This is a genomic window from Bacteroidota bacterium, assembly GCA_041658205.1.
Lineage (GTDB): Bacteria > Bacteroidota > Ignavibacteria > UBA10030 > UBA8401 > UBA8401.
In genome coordinates, this window is sequence record JBBAAO010000002.1 from 96,728 (window position 1) to 114,933 (window position 18,206).

At 42.7% G+C, this 18,206-nt stretch carries 15 protein-coding genes; 1 reads left to right on the plus strand and 14 read right to left on the minus strand.

Annotated features, from left to right (window positions below; translation table 11 throughout):
• Nucleotides 1-39 precede the first annotated feature (39 nt).
• The 11 genes from WDA22_12270 to WDA22_12320 form a co-directional block, all read right to left on the minus strand.
• A complete protein-coding gene (locus WDA22_12270; protein ID MFA5834241.1) occupies nt 40-930 on the minus strand; it encodes a rhodanese-like domain-containing protein in 891 nt (296 codons plus the stop codon).
• A gap of 136 nt (nt 931-1,066) precedes the next feature.
• Complete coding sequence (locus tag WDA22_12275) at nt 1,067-1,318, minus strand: hypothetical protein (protein MFA5834242.1); 252 nt, start codon at nt 1,316-1,318, stop codon at nt 1,067-1,069.
• 70 nt (nt 1,319-1,388) lie between these two features.
• On the minus strand, nt 1,389-3,491 hold the full coding sequence (locus WDA22_12280) for a T9SS type A sorting domain-containing protein (protein ID MFA5834243.1): 2,103 nt from the start codon (nt 3,489-3,491) through the stop codon (nt 1,389-1,391).
• Between the two features lie 90 nt (nt 3,492-3,581).
• Nucleotides 3,582-4,505, minus strand: a complete 924-nt coding sequence (locus WDA22_12285) for a MoxR family ATPase (protein MFA5834244.1) — start codon at nt 4,503-4,505, stop codon at nt 3,582-3,584.
• Between the two features lie 212 nt (nt 4,506-4,717).
• Nucleotides 4,718-6,097, minus strand: coding sequence for a peptidoglycan DD-metalloendopeptidase family protein (locus WDA22_12290; protein MFA5834245.1), 1,380 nt, complete (start codon nt 6,095-6,097; stop codon nt 4,718-4,720).
• Complete coding sequence (locus WDA22_12295; protein ID MFA5834246.1) at nt 6,094-6,864, minus strand: DUF4292 domain-containing protein; 771 nt, start codon at nt 6,862-6,864, stop codon at nt 6,094-6,096. The genes WDA22_12290 and WDA22_12295 overlap by 4 nt, the downstream gene beginning before the upstream one ends.
• The gene (locus WDA22_12300) at nt 6,861-8,576 is read right to left on the minus strand and encodes a tetratricopeptide repeat protein (protein MFA5834247.1); all 1,716 of its coding nucleotides are present in this window, start codon (nt 8,574-8,576) and stop codon (nt 6,861-6,863) included. The genes WDA22_12295 and WDA22_12300 overlap by 4 nt, the downstream gene beginning before the upstream one ends.
• Nucleotides 8,577-8,753: 177 nt before the next feature.
• On the minus strand, nt 8,754-9,719 hold the full coding sequence (locus WDA22_12305; GenBank protein MFA5834248.1) for a M48 family metallopeptidase: 966 nt from the start codon (nt 9,717-9,719) through the stop codon (nt 8,754-8,756).
• Nucleotides 9,720-9,731: 12 nt separating this feature from the next.
• Nucleotides 9,732-10,298 carry a LemA family protein gene (locus WDA22_12310; protein ID MFA5834249.1) on the minus strand — a complete coding sequence of 189 codons (567 nt, stop codon included), beginning with the start codon at nt 10,296-10,298 and terminating at the stop codon, nt 9,732-9,734.
• 178 nt (nt 10,299-10,476) lie between these two features.
• Nucleotides 10,477-11,217: a Bax inhibitor-1/YccA family protein gene (locus WDA22_12315; protein MFA5834250.1), complete on the minus strand. Its 741-nt coding sequence runs from the start codon at nt 11,215-11,217 to the stop codon at nt 10,477-10,479.
• 22 nt (nt 11,218-11,239) lie between these two features.
• Entirely contained in the window at nt 11,240-12,586 is a 1,347-nt protein-coding gene (locus WDA22_12320; GenBank protein ID MFA5834251.1) for a T9SS type A sorting domain-containing protein, read from the minus strand.
• 158 nt (nt 12,587-12,744) lie between these two features.
• Between WDA22_12320 and WDA22_12325 the strand changes: the two genes are divergently transcribed.
• On the plus strand, nt 12,745-13,251 hold the full coding sequence (locus WDA22_12325) for a DUF3332 family protein (GenBank protein ID MFA5834252.1): 507 nt from the start codon (nt 12,745-12,747) through the stop codon (nt 13,249-13,251).
• A 33-nt stretch (nt 13,252-13,284) separates the two neighbouring features.
• On the opposite strand, the gene WDA22_12330 is transcribed toward WDA22_12325, so the two are convergent.
• The 3 genes from WDA22_12330 to WDA22_12340 form a co-directional block, all read right to left on the minus strand.
• The gene (locus tag WDA22_12330) at nt 13,285-13,659 is read right to left on the minus strand and encodes a DUF423 domain-containing protein (GenBank protein ID MFA5834253.1); all 375 of its coding nucleotides are present in this window, start codon (nt 13,657-13,659) and stop codon (nt 13,285-13,287) included.
• Nucleotides 13,660-13,850: 191 nt separating this feature from the next.
• On the minus strand, nt 13,851-16,001 hold the full coding sequence (locus WDA22_12335; protein MFA5834254.1) for a vWA domain-containing protein: 2,151 nt from the start codon (nt 15,999-16,001) through the stop codon (nt 13,851-13,853).
• A gap of 106 nt (nt 16,002-16,107) precedes the next feature.
• Nucleotides 16,108-18,117, minus strand: coding sequence for a S8 family serine peptidase (locus tag WDA22_12340; GenBank protein MFA5834255.1), 2,010 nt, complete (start codon nt 18,115-18,117; stop codon nt 16,108-16,110).
• Between the last annotated feature and the right edge of the window lie 89 nt (nt 18,118-18,206).

Genomic DNA, 18,206 nt, shown 5'->3' on the forward strand with positions numbered 1-18,206 from the left:
CAATTACTCAACTACTTTCGGTATTTTTTCCAAGGAGATCTACTTCTTCACTGACTCCGGTTTTTCGATAGGATAACTATCATCCCGCACATTCCAATCCTCAAAACACCCATCGTACACTTTTGCATTGTAGCCGAGATATTTTGCAGCATAATAAACAAGTGTTGCCTGCTGTCCCACATGACAATAGGTGACGACCGTGCTTCCTTTCGCGACGCCGGCGCTATCGAAAAGTCTTTGTAACTCAGCGACAGATTTTATTTTATTTGTGCTATCGAGAACCGTGTTAAAGACAAGACTCTTCGCACCTTTGATATGTCCTTGGCGAGCAACACCACCTCCGTTACCATCATAAAAATTCTTTGTACGGGCATCAACGATTGTTACCTTTGGATTGGAGAGATTCTGTTTCACCCAATCGGCATCCGTAATCACCAATGGATCGATCTTCAAAGAAAGTGTTGTTTTTATGAAGTGCGGAATTTCTTTAGAGATTGGTCTTCCTTCACTTTTCCACATCTCTAAGCCTCCATCCAACAACGCTGTCTGTTCGGCAAATCCGAAATATGACAAAGCAAGAATAATTCTTGTTGTTGTGGTAACATTTTGTCCGGCAAAGACAACCACAATTTTTGAGTCAGATGCAATGCCAAGCTCTTCTAAGGCTTTTTTCCCTTCTTCCAGCGTTGGCATTTCTGTGTTCAGATCTGGATTCGAAACGGCCAGTGAATTGAACCACACAAATCGAGCCGTGGGGAGGTGTGCATATTTATATTCATTTCGGCTGAAGCCGACCTGTAAAACGACCAAGTCTTTATCATTGAGATGATCCGAAAGCCATTGAGTTGATACAAATGGGGGAATAGACCGTTCGGCAGATGCCGATGAAAATACCACGACAACAATCATGAAGCTAAAAAGTGTTCGCATTATACGCTCTCCAGAACAATGTTCATTACGAATGTAGCGTGAACCTACAAAATTTACAAGAGACGTTCAAATGAGATGGGACGAAATGAGGGGAATTTGGGGCGAATATTCTCAAAAGTATTTTGATACGAAGAGATCAGCGAAACAACAGCAGCGCGGCAAATGAAACGAACAGTCCTGCCGCAAGCAACGAAATGGCGATCGTGCCCATAATATTTTTTTGATCCGGAATTTTTCCTTTGTTCCAAAAGAAGAGACCTATCAGACCGATAGGATACGCAATGAACAAATTCATGAGGTATGGCCACATCCAGCTGGTGAGGAAAAAAATACTTGCACAACCGATTGCAATCAGATTGTAGCGGAAGATTTTTTTATGGTTGGTCATATTTCAAATAGATGCAGAACACCTTAGAGGTGTCTTACATCTTAACATTCTGGAACTAAAAGCAACGCGGTTACTTTACTAGAATTAATTTTTTTGTGTCGCTAAAAGAGCCAGATTGCAGCCGATAAAAATACATTCCACTCGATAGATTCTTTGGAATAAATTTGATCGTATATGTACCCGCACGTCGTTCTTCGGCAACAAGTTGTTCTATTTCTCTTCCCATAAGATCGTAAATTGTTAGGGTGACAAACGAATTATGTGGAACGGTAAAATGAATTGATGTTGTCGGATTAAAAGGATTTGGATAATTTTGGGAGAGTGAAAATGTTGTTGCCGATACTCCAAGATCGGACGGATTCACATTCATAACTTTTGGTTGAGTGCTAAATACGCCATACCAATTTCCCGCATAAAGAAAACCATCACTGGAAAGGGAAAAACAATCCGGGGAGTATATATTTGTCGATTCCCAGGTATTACCATTATCGGTGGAAACATATGCAGAATCCCATGCGGTATATATAGTCCCTGTGTTTGTTACAATCAGGGCATCAATTGGATGAAGATGCCCATTAGTACCAAGAATGCGAGTCCAGGTGACACCATCATCCGTAGATCGTAGCAGCGCATCTATGCTGGACGCAAATATTGTTTTATTCGGGGAAACAGCTAATGCTTCAACATAACCCCCTTCAAGCAGGGCAGCCATATTTATTGTAGACCACGTATCACCATTATTTGTTGATTTATATACTCCGCCCGGTCCGCTTGCAAAAATTTTTCCGTCTTTTCCGGGAACAATATCAAAAATTGCTTTTGATAACGTTGTTATAATTTTCCACGTGTTCCCGCCATCCAAACTCCGGTAGAGAACCCCATGTTTAAATCCCGCAAAAAGTATCGAATCGTTCAATTTGGCTGTTGCTGTAACAGCATACGCCTGCAACCCGCACCCTGCTAATTTCCATTGAATCGTATCCAGCTTTGTGCGATACAAACCGGTTTCTGTGCCGGCAAATAAATATTGATCCGATACGGTTAATAATGAATGCAGGTTGATTGGGCTTGGCAAGCCAACATCAATTGCCTGCCAATGATCTCCTTTATCCTTTGACATTGATAAACCATAATCAATCGCTCCTGCATATATTGTTCCGTTTGAACCGACAGTGATATTGCTGATATATTTATTTGCTAAACCAGATGTGAACCATGTTTCTCCGTCATCGGTAGAACTGTAGACCGTACCTCGTGCAGTCGCTCCGTACAAAATACCGCCGGAATCAAGTGCTATTTTCCTGATGTTGTTTCCTAAATTTTTTCCGGCAACAAAGTTCCACGTTGTGCCGCTGTCAGCGGAGAATATAATTTTCCCTCCATAACCGGCAAAATATTTTCCACCGAAAGAACTAATAATAAAACCTTCAAAATGTCCCATTGTGCCATGCTTCTTCCAGGTATTTCCCTGATCAGTCGAGACAAAAAAACCTCCCATATTAAACGAAACATAGAGAGTGCCATTTTTATCTGTCGTCATTGTTTCAACAATAAAATTTGTTTGTTCAAGACCGGCATTTTTTGAAATCCAGGATTTTCCGCTATCAACCGATGTAAAAACACCAAGCCGTCCTCCGGCAAACAAAGTGCCGGTTGTATCTGCAACAATGTGAGTAAAAGAATATGCTGTATCGCTTGCATTGAGAAGATTCCAGGATATTCCATCGTTTGAAGAAGCATAAAGACCATAGTTGTACATAACAACGAATAAGATTCTATTTGCTTCAGCAAGACGAGAAACACGTTGTGGATCCAACGGGAGGGAATTTGCAATATTAATCCATTCTGTTTTACCCGAATCCAAGCGAAAAAAAGATTCGTTTGTTACCACAACTAATTGCTTTTTCGACGTACGGAGCAACTGCAAAACAAATCTTCCGGGAGTTTGTTTATGTTCCCAATTTTTTCCGGCGTCGGATGAATAAGACAACTTTCCATCTCCCAATCCATTAAATGAATTTGTCCAAACGTAAATTTGACCAGAGTCTCCCGCCGTCATTGAGCGAATATCTCCCCCATATGGTCCATTAAGTTGTTTCCAAAAATTTAACTGTGCGAATGCCGGATTGACATGAACAGCGGTCAGGAAGGCTAAAAATGCATATAATTTCATATGACCTACAGAATTCATAATTACTTCTGAAGTTGTCGTGGGTTTCGAAGAACGTTATAAAAACTCTCTTCTAAAGATGCGGGTCTATTCTTACTCTACGAGCTTTTTTACAATTTCCACCGCCGTGATTCCATCAGCTTCAGCATTGAAATTGGGAATAATACGATGACGCAGCACAGGAATGGCAACAGAGCGGACATCATCCATATCTGGTGTGTATTTGCCGTTTAAAATGGCTCGAGTCTTTGCACCAAGAATCAAATATTGCGACGCACGAGGTCCTGCGCCCCAGGTGAGCCAGTCTTTAATGAACTTCGGTGCATGCGCATCTTTCGGACGGGTTTTTGCCACCAGATTCACCGCAAAATCAATCACATTATCCGCCACCGGAACACGGCGCACAAGATCTTGATACCCAATAATGTCATCGGCATTTAAGAGATGTTTCAGTTTCGGTGCATATTGGCTTGTAGTAGATTTGACGATCTGTTTTTCTTCTTCAAACGAAGGATATTCAAGCCATAAGTTGAACATGAAACGATCCAGCTGTGCTTCCGGCAGAGGATAGGTTCCTTCCTGCTCAATTGGATTTTGCGTTGCCAAAACAAAAAATGGTTCATCAAGCGTATATGTTTTTCCCGCTGCGGTCACTTTGTGTTCCTGCATCGATTCTAAAAGAGCCGCCTGTGTTTTGGGTGGAGTTCTGTTGATTTCGTCCGCAAGAACAATATTAGCGAAAACCGGTCCTTCAACAAATTTGAATACTTTTCCGCCGCTCTTTTTATCCTCTTCAATAATTTCTGTACCGGTGATATCACTCGGCATCAAGTCCGGCGTAAATTGTATGCGATTGAATTTCAGATCGAGCACATCGGCAAGCGTTTTAATCAACAGAGTTTTTGCAAGTCCGGGAACACCTACCAGCAGGCAATGCCCGCGCGAAAGGAGAGAGGTGAACAATTGTTCGATCACAACATCCTGACCGACAATCACTTTGGCGATCTCAGTTCTCATCGCTTGAAATGATACATTCAGTTCGCGAACAGCTTCAACATCGCTACGTTTCGGTTTTAATGATTCAATTTTTTCAATTCGTTTTGCCACAGATTATCCTTAATGTTTTTTTGAACCACATAGGCACATAGATCACAGAGGTTTACTATTTATCACAATCTAACAAAAAAAATCTACAAGAAGCACTGGATAGTTCACATCGCAGAGATTCGTTATCTTCGTGCAAGCCAATCCCGAGGATTCTGTTTATCTTTTTCTTTCCATACTTCAAAATGGAGGAGATTTCCGGAGACAGTTTCGCCGCTTTTTGCAATGATGGCCCCTTCCTTAATTTGTTGACCAGCTACCACAGAAATTTCTGATAAATGCGCATAGACTGTTCGATATCCATGGCTGTGGTTAATAATGATCAAATTTCCGTACGAAGGCAGCCAATGAATAAGCGCAATTTCACCGTCGGCAACACTTCGGATGGGAGCATTTTCCTTTGTTGAAATATCAATCCCGGTGTTAGTAGTAATGGTTTTCATAACGGGGTGCACCTGATTGCCGAACTCCGCCACAATCCTGCCTCCAACAACGGGCCAAATCAATTTTCCCTTTCGTTCAAGAAGGGGACGCAGCACCAATTCTACTTTTGCTGTTTCAATCTCATATTCTTTTTCGCGAAGTTCAGCACGGCGGTTCGCCTCGGCAATTTCTCGTTCCTTTGCTTTTGCTTTTGCAAGGTCATTTTTTTTCTTTAACTCTGCCAACTCTTTTTCCCGCTCGATTTTTGCAACTCGTTCACGCTCGCGCTGCGCCGCGCGTTCCTTTGCAATACGTTCTTTCCGTTCGCGTTCTTCTCGCTCCGCCTTTTCTTTTCGGATACGTTCCTGTTCAATCAATACCGTAATAAGGTTTTCGAGCTCCTTTGCGGCGGAGATTTTTCGTGTCAGCTCTTTCTTTAATAGCGACTTATCTTCACGAATATCTTTCAACACACTCTTTCGACGTTCCTTTGTTTTGTTGAGCGTAAACTCTTCTTTGATTTTTTCGGAGATTAATTGCTGTTCTGTAGAAAGTTTTTCCTGCAGCGTGCTGTGCTCAATTTCGATCTGGTCTTTTTTGGAAAGAATCTTTTCAAGATCCTTTTTCCGCTGATCCGAAAAGCGCTTCATGTATTCGATGCGGATGTAGAGTTGATTGATAGAATTTGAGGAAAGGATTGTTTCCAAGTCGTACACTTTTCCATATTTGTATACGGAAGAAACATAATTCGCATAGTGATTCTTTAGAAAGGCCAATTGCTTTTCGAGTTGTCCGACATTTTCTCTCGTGCTTTCGATGGATGTGCGGATTAATTTCTCCTCATCCCTCAATTCTTCAAGCAGTATCCGAACAAGATTTGCCTTCTTTTCAATGATATCCAGACGGCTGAGCGTTGCCTTTTCCTTTTTTTCGCTTTCGTCAATCTGTTGTTCGTATCGCTGGATCTCGGCGCGAAGCCGTTTTAATTGCAGATCTTTCCTTCGAATATCCGTCTGCTGGTTTGCAAAACCATCGGGGAGAAAGAGGAGGAAGCAAAGACTATATAGAAAAAGCCATTTCATTCTATGGTAATAATCTCGGCGTCATCCGGGAAGGAAATAGTCAATGGGGATTGAACGGAATCATAAGAAACAGATCCGTATTCCAACACAAGAGTCGATTCTTTAGAAGGAATGTTCACTTCAACTTGTTCTGGAACGACGGAACTGTCCCCGTTTCTTTTGTACCAATATTTCACGCTCCAAAGAACAATGCCGTTTTTATCTTTTCGAATGCATCGTGTAATGTGGTATACATTTTCGTCAAACAAAAATTTATCAAACGAACTGTCTTCATTCACGATAGTGAAGGAGTATACCCGTCCCGCTTTCACTTCCAAGCTATCCAACGGAGAAGTAAATCGCAAAGGATGAATTCCTTGCAGTGAACTGATCAGAAGCTCAAATGGAACATCTTTAACAAACGGAAGCATGCGCATTTGTTTTTCCGGCGAACCGCGGTAGACGGTATTGTTCAATGCATTGTACGCGGTAAATTCGTGTCGGTTGAAGAGTGCCGTACCAACGGTAATGCCAAACGGACCGTAAACGGAGAGTTTTACAGAATCTTTTCCACGCGTGACAAGATCAAATCCTGCGGATTGATTCATGGTGGGAGTGTTCACCGTGATGGAACCTTCAGCAGAAAAATCCTTCAACGAGCGGACAGTTTGCATTAGACGGAATTGGAGTTCATCTGTTGTCATTGCTTCGTTGACCACCGGTTTTGGTGCCGTGGCGCAGCCGAGGAGGAACGCCGAGCAGAAACAAAATAATTTCAGAATTCTCACAGCGCTCCCCGGGAAATTTTTTCTTTTAATGCTACATTGTTTTGATCCTTTTCCAACGCCTTCGACCAATATTTTTTTGCCTCATCCATTCTGTTCAATTTTGCATACACATCACCAAGATGTTCCAGCACAACAGCGCTAGCTTCACCCAATTCCACGGCTTTAAGAATATGGGGGAGCGCTTCGGAATATTTTCCCTTTTGAAAGAGAATCCATCCGTACGTATCAAGATAAGAAGCGTTAAGGGAATCGGCGGCGAGAGAGGCTTTCGACATGCTCTCTGCCCGCTCCAATTGCATTCCGCGTTCGGATAAACTATACGCATAATTATTCAGGACCAAAGGAGATTTGGGATCAATCCTCAACGCGCGTTCGTAAGCGGAATCCGATTCCGTATGCATTTTCAGTGCGTCGTAGGTGAGACCAAGTGAAGAGAGAGCGTTCAAATCTATTGGATTTAATTCCACCGCTCGCTCGAGCGCGACACGCGAATCTTCATTCATTCCTGCACGGTTATATGCAATGCCAAGGAGTAAATAGATACGAAAGTCATCCGGCGTGTACTGCTTCGCCTTATTCATAATGCTGATGGTCTCTTTGAAATTCTGCCGGTCGAAATACATCCAACCGAGCTGCCACCATGCATCGCCATTCCAATTTGCCGATTGTGTTGCACGGGTAAAATATTGTTCTGCAATGGAATCATTTTTGATGCCACGATGCAATACGCCAAGGTAAACAAACGGACGCGAATCGGTCGGAAAATTCTTTTCATACTGATTGAAGACTTCGATTGCTTCCGGAATAACGAGCGTGTCTTTCAATGTCTGAGCGTAGAAAGCCATCCCAATGCGAATGTGTGTGTCAGGATCAAGAGAATCGGATTGAAGGACGGTGTTTAATTCTTTCTTCGCAGAGTTCCAATCGTTCTGCTGCAAATACACATCGGCGAGTGTTGTGCGAAGCATAATATTGTCCGGATTCTTTTCCAGCACATCGTTCAGCACTCCGAGCGCCTTGTCATATTTCTTTACCCGAATGTACGTTTCGGCGAGATTCTGTTTTATTGCCAGATTATTCGGATCGATCTTTTGCATTTCTTCCAGCGCCTCAACCGATTTGTCATACCGTTGAAGTACAGAATTTAATTGTGCAACCCGCAATAAAACATCCCAGGACGGTCCTTGTCGTGCAATAAGAGTATAATATAATTCCAACGCCTCCAGCGGTTTTACGCGCTCCAGTAGCTGCGCGAGTGTAAAGGTTGCCGTAACGTTCACAGGATCGATAGTTAAAATCGTTCGGTATTCACCCGCTGCTTTTTCAAATTGTCCGGCGTTAATATGGATTTGTGCAAGCAGTTCGTGATATTCTATTTTTGACGGATCGTGCTGGATGGCAATGATTGCATTTTCAGCAGCGGGAGCGTACCGGCGTAATTGTGCGTAACTTTTTGCCAATGCAAAAAAAATTGCCGGATCGTGATCGTACCGTAACGCATCCTGGTAATCCAGAATCGCTTCGGCAAACTGACCTTTACTTTCTTTCAGAGAACCGTCAATAAACAACTGCATTGCCACCGCACGGTCTTTTTCGTTTTCTGCGGATGATTTGGATTGAGCATTCGGTACTTCAGCAGTTTCTTTGCCGGAAGAGCATCCTGCGATTATAAGAATAATTCCTGCACCACAAAACCATAAACAACGCTTCATCATACAGCGATACTTCCTTTCAATAATTAATGAAAGATAAAAAAAGTTGGAGGGAGTTACAATGTTACAATAATAGACGAAATAAAGAGGACTTGTTCCCCATATTTTTGCATAAAAATATCCCAGAAGTATTAAAGAGGTGAGGGATTTATTGGTCTTAATTCTTACAATTCTACGCTATTCAAAACGATACGCCATAGCTCTGAGGAGTGTGATACGCTTTTGTATGGGGGGATGCGTGCCAAATAGTTCGGCAAAAAAACCTTCTTTATTGTTGATCTTGCTGCCAAGCGGGTCTGCAACACACAGGTGTGCAGTCCCTTTTTTAATTGATAGAGTGGGTTCAACTGCGGCAGATATTTTTTGAAGCGCTGCAGCAAGTGCGCGAGGATTTCTTGTCAATTCGGCTCCGGAAGCGTCGGCAAAATATTCGCGCTGCCGAGAGACTGCCATTGCTAGGATGCGGGCCACAATAGGAGCGAGAATAATGGTAACCAGCCAGAGAACAAGAATAATAAATCCACCTCCATCGTCTTTCGATGACGAACTTTTGCGAACCTTTCCATAGCGGCCAGATCGAAGAGAAATTTCAGAGATTAACATTACAGCTCCGATTAGGGAGGCAACGACGGTCATCATTCGAATATCGTAATTACGAATGTGACTTATTTCATGCGCAATAACACCCTGTAATTCTTCACGATTCAGTGTTTCAACCAAACCTTTTGTAACAGCAATGCTTGCATGATCCGGATCTTTGCCGGTGGCAAACGCATTAGGATCGGAATCCGGAATAATAAACACTGCAGGTTTTGGAAGACCTGATGCAATAGACATTTCTTCCACAACATTACGAAGCACTTGATATTGAGGATCGGTATCCGGCACAGGAAATGCACCGGCAGACGACAGCACCATTGATGCTCCTTGTTCCAAACTCCAATATCCATTCCATCCCCCAAACAATAATGCTGCAACGGTGATGACGGGAAAGGGAAAACCATCATTCCCAAATCCTAGGAAGTACATATCCGCGCCCCACCCGATAAAGCCGAGGAACAGCGCAAACAGGAACATAATGAAAACAGTATTACGCTTGTTGGCGTTCTGTTGTTCATAAATGTTTCGGGGTAGTTCAGGCATGTCGTTGAGTCTTTATTTCTTTAGCGAGAGGTTTACTGCCGGTACGTCGCGTTCGGCAGCATCGTGTATTTCGTAGAGCTCCGATGGCTGGAACTGGAACATTCCTGCAATAATATTTCCTGGAAATGTTTGTTGTGCCGTATTGAATTTTGTTGCGATGTCATTAAAGAATTGTCGTGCAAAGCCGATTTTATTTTCTGTGCTCGTCAATTCTTCCTGAAGCTGTTTCACGTTTTCATTTGCTTTTAAATTCGGGTAATTTTCCGTGAGCGCAAAAAATTTAGAAAGCACAGTAGAGAGTTCTCCTTCTTTTGCCGCCGCGTTAGCTATTCCGGTTGCTGACGCTGCAGCATTCCGCGCCTTAATTACTTTATCGAGCGTCTCCTGTTCAAATTCCATATATCCCTTCACAGTATTTACCAAATTCGGAATCAGATCGTGTCGGCGTTTAAGCTGAACATCAATTTGTTTCCATCCATTTGTTGTTTGATTTCGCAAAGTGATAAGGCCATTATATTGTGCAATTACCCAGATGATGAAAACTACAACAACGATGATCATGCCAATAAAAAATGTCATTACGTGCTCCTCATGAAGATGACAAAATGTTTTGATTATGCTGCGAAAATATAGCCACGCATTTCGAAAGAAGCAAAGAATAGAAATGTGTTGATAACACTATATTCTCAACAAAAAAAAATCGCTCCAATGTATGGCAAAGGAGCGAAGAATTTACTGTATAGCAGATGAAACAGTATTATTTTCTGCTGTTTAATTTTGCAAGTAATCGCAGGATTTCAATGTAAAGCCAGATGAGAGTAACCATCAATCCAAATGCAGCGAACCATTCCATAAATTTGGGTGCACCATGTTCCACCCCTTTTTCAATGAAATCAAAATCTAAAACGAGATTCAATGCTGCGATCACCACCGTGACCAAACTGAATCCAACACCGACCCATCCGTTCTCGTGAATATACGGGATTGATGTACCAAATAAACTCATAATCCATCCCACAAAGTAAATCAATGCAATTCCGCCAGTTGCGGCAAAAACACCGAGTTTGAAATTTTCAGTCGCTTTAATGACGCCGGATGTATATGCAATCAACAGGCACCCGGCGGTTCCAAACGTCAATGCAACTGCCTGAATGACGATTCCTGAATAGATCGATTCTAAGAATGCAGAAAGTCCTCCAAGAGCGAAGCCTTGCAATACTGAATACAACGGTGCGGTAACCGGCGACCATGTTTTTTTATAGATCGTCACAACCGAGGTAATCAATCCCCCAAAAAATCCGATCATCATCCACATCATCATGGATTCGGTATTGCCATCCGCAAACAAGCTCCAAGTATATGCCGCACCGGCAACAACCAGCAGAAGCATCATGCCTGTTTTGTTTACCGTTCCCTGTAACGTCATAGCATCGGTATATTCTCCCGTACCAATGTGTTGAAATGTTTTATCGTTCAATGCCGGGTTAGCTGTGCGCATCATAATAATTGGTCCTCTTCTGTTAACGTAATAAGATCATTTTTTTTGTTTGTGTGAAATTTTTTACTTCCAATCGGTAAAAATATGTTCCGGACGCTGCCTCTTCGTCGCTTTCGATTCTTCCATCCCACGAGACTTTAACCATCCCTTTTTTCGCTTGATCGCTGAAGAGTGTTTTAATCCACGCACCGGTAATATCATAGACGGAAATCGTGGCGAACCCATCTTCCGGAATAGAAAATTCGATGGTGGTCTGCGGATTGAACGGATTCGGATAATTCTGCTGCAACGAAGTTGATGACGGAACGCTTTCTGCTGTTTGCCTTACGCCGATTGTTGCATCGGATGAATATTTCCAAACACCAGAACCGGAAACATACATCAATGAATCGTTCATCTTTCGAAATCGATTCAAACTGTTTCCAATGGTGATGGATGTCCAGGTTGTTCCACCGTCTGTCGTTTGTTTCGGAGCGAGGGAAGTTCCGCCGGCCCAGCCAAGTGTATCATTCAAAAAACCAATTCCCTGCACAAAATACCCGGAAGCGGAAAATTGCTTGGGCACCCATGTCAGCCCGCCGTCCGTTGTTTTCAAAATGAAGACTGGAGCAACATTGCTGTTCCGTTGAAGACTGACGTAACCAATCTTTCGGGAAGGGAAGTTGATCTTCCATGCCCATTCATTCGTTCTCGTAGCAACATAAACTGTGTCCCATGTTTCACCTGCATCGGCGGTAGAGAGGATGATAGCGCGCGATTTTTCATGTGTGGTATCGGTGAGCCCAATGGTGATTCCGGAATCTTTTGTAAAAAATCGGACATCAATTAAACCTGCCGCATATGCTTTCATATCCTTGGCAATCCACGTTGCTCCGCGATCGGTCGTCTTATAAAACCAAGCCGGACCGCGGACTCTGCCGACGCCGTATATGATGGAATCATCGACGACATGCATTCCGCAAAAACCACGTTCAAAAGTTTTGCTTGTCAGTTGATGTTCCGGATTCCAGTTCAATCCGCCGTTCGTGGTTTTGTACAGAATCACCGTATCCTTTGCGTTTGGATTATTCACATCTCCCCAGCCAAGCGCGCCGGCATAGCCATTCAGCGAATCAAAAAAGCCAATGGAACGGAAATGAGTAAATGTTCCCTTATTCAACTGTCGGGTCCATGTGATGCCACCATCTGTCGTTCGGTGGATCTGGCCTATTCCATTTGCCACAAAACCAATCTGCGGATTTACGAAGAAAATATCGTTAATTCGGGATGAATTTGCCGTATAATCGAAATTCGTCTTCTTCCACGAACGCGACTGCTGAGCGGACACCGTGATGAAGAGAAAGAACAAAAGCACAAAAATATTTTTCATGGCATTTCAATTGTGACAACACGAAGAGGTGTATCAATACATCATCAGGTTACCGAAAAATATTTTCTTATTCAACCTCTTGCCCTAAATATAAAAATATGGTATACTCGCATCAGCAACTAACCCACTTATTTTCCAAACTACTTACAGGAGTTACAATGAATAAATTATTCAAAAAAATTGTTGTTGCAATGCTCATCGCGACAATGGCCGTTATGTCCGTTGGATGCTATGGATCATTTGCACTGACAAAAAAAGTGTATAACTGGAACGGATCATTGGGTAACAAGTGGGTAGTAGAATTAGTGTTCTTGGCATGCTACGTTGTTCCGGTGTATGGAATTGCCGGATTCATCGATACAGTTATCTTAAACTCTCTTGAATTCTGGACCGGCACCAATCCCATGACTTCGAACGTTACATCGGAAGACGGAACAACCGTTGCTTTTAACAAAGAAAAGAATGAAATGACCGTCTCCTACGGCGGAAAATCATTCACCATTACCCGCGAAGAAGGGAAATCCACGGTGAAAGATTCCGAAGGAAACGTTCTTGCATACGCAGTGAGCGATGCAAACGGTAACATGAATATTGTTGATGTAAACGGAAACGTGTTGAGCAGCTACAGTAACGCGGAAGTTTCATCGATGATCGCAAGCAAATAAATTTTGCTGCAATTTTTCAAAGGAGAACTGATTTCAGTTCTCCTTTGTCATTTTAAAGCCAGCATACAGAAGAACACCCCAACCCGCAAGAAATGCAATACCACCGAACGGTGTGATCATTCCGAACGATCGGATTCCTGTCAACGAAAGAAGATAGAGACTGCCGCTGAACAATAAGATGCCGAGTCCAAACAATCGTCCCGCAAGTATTGCGACAGGAACTTTTTCGACAAGTACAGCAACAATCAGTATCGCAAACGCGTGATACATATGGTAACGAACAGCCGTTTCAAAAACGGTGAGCATGTCGGGCGGGAGAATGTTTTTTAATCCGTGTGCGCCAAACGCACCAAGCGCAACACCAAAAAAGGCGAAGAGAGATCCGAGTAATAAGAATGTTCTTTTCATAAATATGATAATTGTATTTTGTTTTTAGTATAGATCCTTCAACTCATCCTGAATTTTTTTTGGGACTTTCTCAGGATGTTTTTTTCCCTTTGTATAAAGCAGATCGTTTTTAAAGCTGGTGATGAATTGTACACCAACATCCACAATCTGTTATCTAACAATCTGATCTCTCTTTGCGCTCATGCGAAGCGTTACAACATCCCACTCTGCTTTCTGAGCAGCCATTCAACGCCGAATAAGAGAACGATAATTGTTAGGAATGTCGGCAGATTCCATAATTCAAATTCTTGCGTTCGTGTTTGTTCCTGCATCTGCATCTCTTTTCGGGAAAGGATCTTTTCCACTAACGAAGTAAATCCGTCAACATCGGAATACATCCCTCCGGATGCGGAAGCAAGCTGTTTCATCAACGACTTATTCATTTTCGTTTCTGCAAATTCAATCGATTGCTCGCCGACAGAAATTCTTCCGTTTGTCGATCCAAGCGTATCACCATTGGCAAGAGCAACTGCGGAATAGCTGAATTCTCCTTCTGAAAGAGTTTCAATAATTCCTTCGTATAGTCCGGTACCGATTGACGATAGCGTGGTTTCATATCGTTCATTGTTCTTATGCGAACGGATGGAAATAAACACTTCCGCATTGTCCACCGGTTGATAACTTTGATTATACACCTGCGCAGCAAAGTCTATCTGTTCGCCTTGTGTATAAAATTCCTTTGATGGTTCAACACGGAAGAAGGAATCCTGCTCTCGAGTGGCAAGCCATCGGATGAGCGATATGAACCATTGATCGAAAAAATTCTTTGTTTCACCAGACGAACCGGCGAGCACTTTCCAGCGATGCAATCCGTAACCGGCAAATGCTGCGGATTTAATGTTGCCGATTGTGCGGATAAGAAAAAGGGGATTTGTCAAGGGAACATTTTGAATCCTAACAGAAAGAAGCTGCTGCGCTTCCGGTTTTGCCAAGAACGTCGGCAAGGAATAGAAGATCGGCGGAAGTTTTTCTATCATCGATCCGTTATTCTGCAATAATTGATGGAACATGTATTTCTCAGAAACAGTCGGTAGAATCATCTGTTCATCGATCCGATCCGAAGCAACAGTGAACGGGAAAAATTTCTCCAACAACCGTACCTTCTGAAGATCGAGCGTTCTTCCTGCAATAAAAAGGACCGGAAGGGAGCGCGAGGAGAGTATTTGTTGAAACTGTTGGATAAACGACGACGAAGTAGAGGAAACCGGGAACCCGATCGTGACGACTGCATCTGCTTTTGTCAGTGAAGATTGGATCTCCAAATTCTCTTTTTGGGATTTGAATTCACCGTTTGGAAGTTGATAAAAAAGATTTGCGTTGATGTTCTTTTCACTATTCAGCGCCTGCATTACCGCGGCAACGTCAGGACTTACCATGCCGGCGATAATGACAACATTCATTTTATTTTTAAGAATTTTCACTAACGCAGATCGGCTGTTGTTCTTCGTAGTCAATTCTCCTTCTACACCGGACACCGCAACGGATAATTTTTTTACACCGTCAGTTGCTGAGATGTAAGAAAATTGGAGAGGAATTTCTGTAATTCCATTGGATGCCGGAATAGCGGCTGTCTGCTCTGCAATTTTTTTTCCGTCTTCCAATAACGATACGGAGATTGTTCGCGCAGAAATACCCGATGCTTTTATTGTTGCATCAACAGGAATTGCTGCATCCACATAACCGATGGAGTTCGCAAGGAGTTTTGAAACGGAAATATCTTTTTGTTCATTTGTGTCTCCCACACCAACGGTAAAGAGTGGTATCCTGCTTTTCTCCGCATCATAGAGTGGATTTGATCCTGCATTATAATTTCCATCTGATACTAAAATAATTCCGCGCAGATCGTCGATTGTTTTTAATGAGGTTTGTATTGCAGAGGAGATGTTTGTTGTTCCTCCGTTTATGTTGAGCGATTCCGGGATTAACGTTGTTGTGGAGTATGAAAACGAAAACATTTTCAGATCAACCGAACCGGAAAGTTTTTCGACGGCATCGCTTTGAAGCAATGATGTCACTGTTTTTTCTCGATTTCCCGCTCCGTCCGTTTGGGACATGCTCAATGAGTTATCAACAAGCAATGCAATAGAGGGTCGTTTATTTTCCGTAAAGATCAGTTGAAATAGCGGCTCGCAAATTGCCAGAAGAATAAATGTTAGCGCTGTTCCTCGAAGAAACACTAGAATCATGCGCTTCGCAGTGGAAACCTGGGGAACGGTATAGCGGTACAGGTAATGCGATACCGTAAACGATACAACAATAAAAACGAAAACAAGATAGAGCGGTAATTGAAAAGAAAGATTCATACTGCAACAAATGTACAATAAAAATCCCCAAGACCAAGGGATTGAGGATGAAAAATCAGCCGGTCTTTCGTTGGAACGGCTTGTCAGACGGTCCAACGAAAGGGAATTACTTTATCAGCATCATTCGTTTTGTTTCGACAAAATTTTCTGATCGTAATCGATAGAAATAAACTCCGCTGGCAAACGCGCTGCCGTTAAACGGCACAGCATATTTTCCATAGGATTTTACTTCGTTCACTAATGTTGCCACTTCTCTTCCAAGCAGATCGTATACAACAAGTGAAACATAACCCGATTTTGGAAGATCGTAACCGATCGTTGTTGCCGGGTTAAAAGGATTGGGATAATTTTGCTGTAACGAAAATGTCACGGGAACGGGATCGACAGGTGTAACTCCCGTTGTTCCTGTCTTTGCATCGTACAAATCCGTCGGTGCAGTGTATGGACTGGTGCGGGAAACATTTGTTGCATCAACTGCACGAACATAGAAACGAGGAGTTGTCAGCAATTTTGGAACTACCGCAGAATATTTTCCTGAATTTGTTGCGGTGTCAACAATTTCGCCCAGTGTCATTGGTATTGTTGTAAAGGTCAGTCCATTATCTACTGTGTAAAGTATACGGATAGAATCTTTTTTTACCACCGATTTTGAAACAACAAACACTCCAATGGAATAATTACTATCCTGCGTCAAAGAAATTTCCGGATCAGTGCTGATAACCATTCCATTGTTCAGGACAGCTTTATAGGCGTTAATAATTCCCCAGCCGATGGAGTTATTTGGTTTGTCTGCATTGCTTGCTGTTGTTCGTAATGCATCGCGAACTTGTATCGGCGTCAGTTCCGGATGCGCGGAAAGAATCATTGCAGAAACTCCGGCCACGAGAGGTGTTGCCAGGGACGTTCCTTGTGAGGAACCGGTATAACCCGTTTTGCTCGCTGTCGCAGCGTATGTCCCGATTCCATGCGCCATCACATCCGGTTTCATCCTGCCGTCAGATGTTGGTCCGTTTGAACTGAATCCGGCAAGAATACCAGAACCACTCACTGCACCGACGGAAATAATACTATCCGCATCTGCCGGTGTTGTCAGAGATGGGGGATTGAGATTTGCTCCTTCGTTTCCCATTGCATTCACAACTACAACACCTTTGCGTGCAGCAATCGTTGCCGCTTTCGAAGTGGTCGCTGTTTTTCCATTCATATCGGTATATACGTAACTTTTTTGGCCAGCGTCAAATTCTTTATATCCAAGAGAACTGCTGACGACATCAACACCCCGTGCTTCCATCCATTCAATTGCTGCAACCCAATTATCTTCTTCAACATTTGTTTCGGATGGAACATATTCTGTCTTTCCAAGAATAAAGTTTGCGTTAAACGCAGGACTCACTAATTGTCCATCTTTATATGCTCCGACTAACGACATTGTAGAAGTCCCGTGTGAATCTTGTGATAATCCATCAGTCCCTTCGTTCGCCGTATTGGTATCTTTTTGAATAAAGTCGTACTCCGCAATTACTTTCATGTTCTGCATCGCTTCGTGGATCTTCCAACGAAATCCGGTATCCAACATTCCCACCAGCACCCCGCGTCCTGAAATACCAATATTGTGCACTGCAATTGCATTAATAGCTGTCATATGAGATTGTGAAAGACCGTACACAAATTTGCCGGCTGCTTGTTTAGATAATTGTGGTATAAAGGATTCGCTCTTAGGTAATTCTTTTCGCTTAAACGTTGATACTCGTTCTACCGATTGAACAAAGGAGAGAGACTGAACTTGTTCGTATTGAGCTTGCGAGAGATATGCCGTTGCCGCGTTGAACCATCGGGATGTATTTTCGACTGTGATCCCCTTTGCTTTTAGTTCCAAAAGATATGAATCCGATACTGGAAGGTCTTCGGAAGAAATATTCTGCTGCAACACTTTTGATCTCCGCAACTGAGCACGTTCTGAAATTCCAGTGAGACGCGCTATATCGGATGGAGATGAAGCTTTTGAAAGTGCGAGAGGTTCTTTTGCTTTGAAATAGATCCAATATTTATGCGGCTGTTCCTGCGATAATGCGAATGTCACGAAAAAAACTAAGAATCCAATAAACAATGATTTCATATATTTTCTTTCCATTTATATAGAGAATATACAGTAATGGTGGATTGTTATCAATGAACAGTTGTTAACAAACACATTCGAGAAACGAA

Excerpts from the sequence above, each read along its gene's own strand:
- WDA22_12270 (MFA5834241.1), bottom strand. The coding sequence starts at position 930 with ATGCGAACACTTTTTAGCTTCATGATTGTTGTCGTGGTATTTTCATCG.
- WDA22_12275 (MFA5834242.1), bottom strand. The coding sequence starts at position 1,318 with ATGACCAACCATAAAAAAATCTTCCGCTACAATCTGATTGCAATCGGT.
- WDA22_12280 (MFA5834243.1), bottom strand. The coding sequence starts at position 3,491 with ATGAAATTATATGCATTTTTAGCCTTCCTGACCGCTGTTCATGTCAAT.
- WDA22_12285 (MFA5834244.1), bottom strand. The coding sequence starts at position 4,505 with ATGAGAACTGAGATCGCCAAAGTGATTGTCGGTCAGGATGTTGTGATC.
- WDA22_12290 (MFA5834245.1), bottom strand. The coding sequence starts at position 6,097 with ATGAAATGGCTTTTTCTATATAGTCTTTGCTTCCTCCTCTTTCTCCCC.
- WDA22_12300 (MFA5834247.1), bottom strand. The coding sequence starts at position 8,576 with ATGAAGCGTTGTTTATGGTTTTGTGGTGCAGGAATTATTCTTATAATC.
- WDA22_12305 (MFA5834248.1), bottom strand. The coding sequence starts at position 9,719 with ATGCCTGAACTACCCCGAAACATTTATGAACAACAGAACGCCAACAAG.
- WDA22_12310 (MFA5834249.1), bottom strand. The coding sequence starts at position 10,298 with ATGACATTTTTTATTGGCATGATCATCGTTGTTGTAGTTTTCATCATC.
- WDA22_12315 (MFA5834250.1), bottom strand. The coding sequence starts at position 11,217 with ATGCGCACAGCTAACCCGGCATTGAACGATAAAACATTTCAACACATT.
- WDA22_12320 (MFA5834251.1), bottom strand. The coding sequence starts at position 12,586 with ATGAAAAATATTTTTGTGCTTTTGTTCTTTCTCTTCATCACGGTGTCC.
- WDA22_12325 (MFA5834252.1), top strand. The coding sequence starts at position 12,745 with ATGAATAAATTATTCAAAAAAATTGTTGTTGCAATGCTCATCGCGACA.
- WDA22_12330 (MFA5834253.1), bottom strand. The coding sequence starts at position 13,659 with ATGAAAAGAACATTCTTATTACTCGGATCTCTCTTCGCCTTTTTTGGT.
- WDA22_12335 (MFA5834254.1), bottom strand. The coding sequence starts at position 16,001 with ATGAATCTTTCTTTTCAATTACCGCTCTATCTTGTTTTCGTTTTTATT.
- WDA22_12340 (MFA5834255.1), bottom strand. The coding sequence starts at position 18,117 with ATGAAATCATTGTTTATTGGATTCTTAGTTTTTTTCGTGACATTCGCA.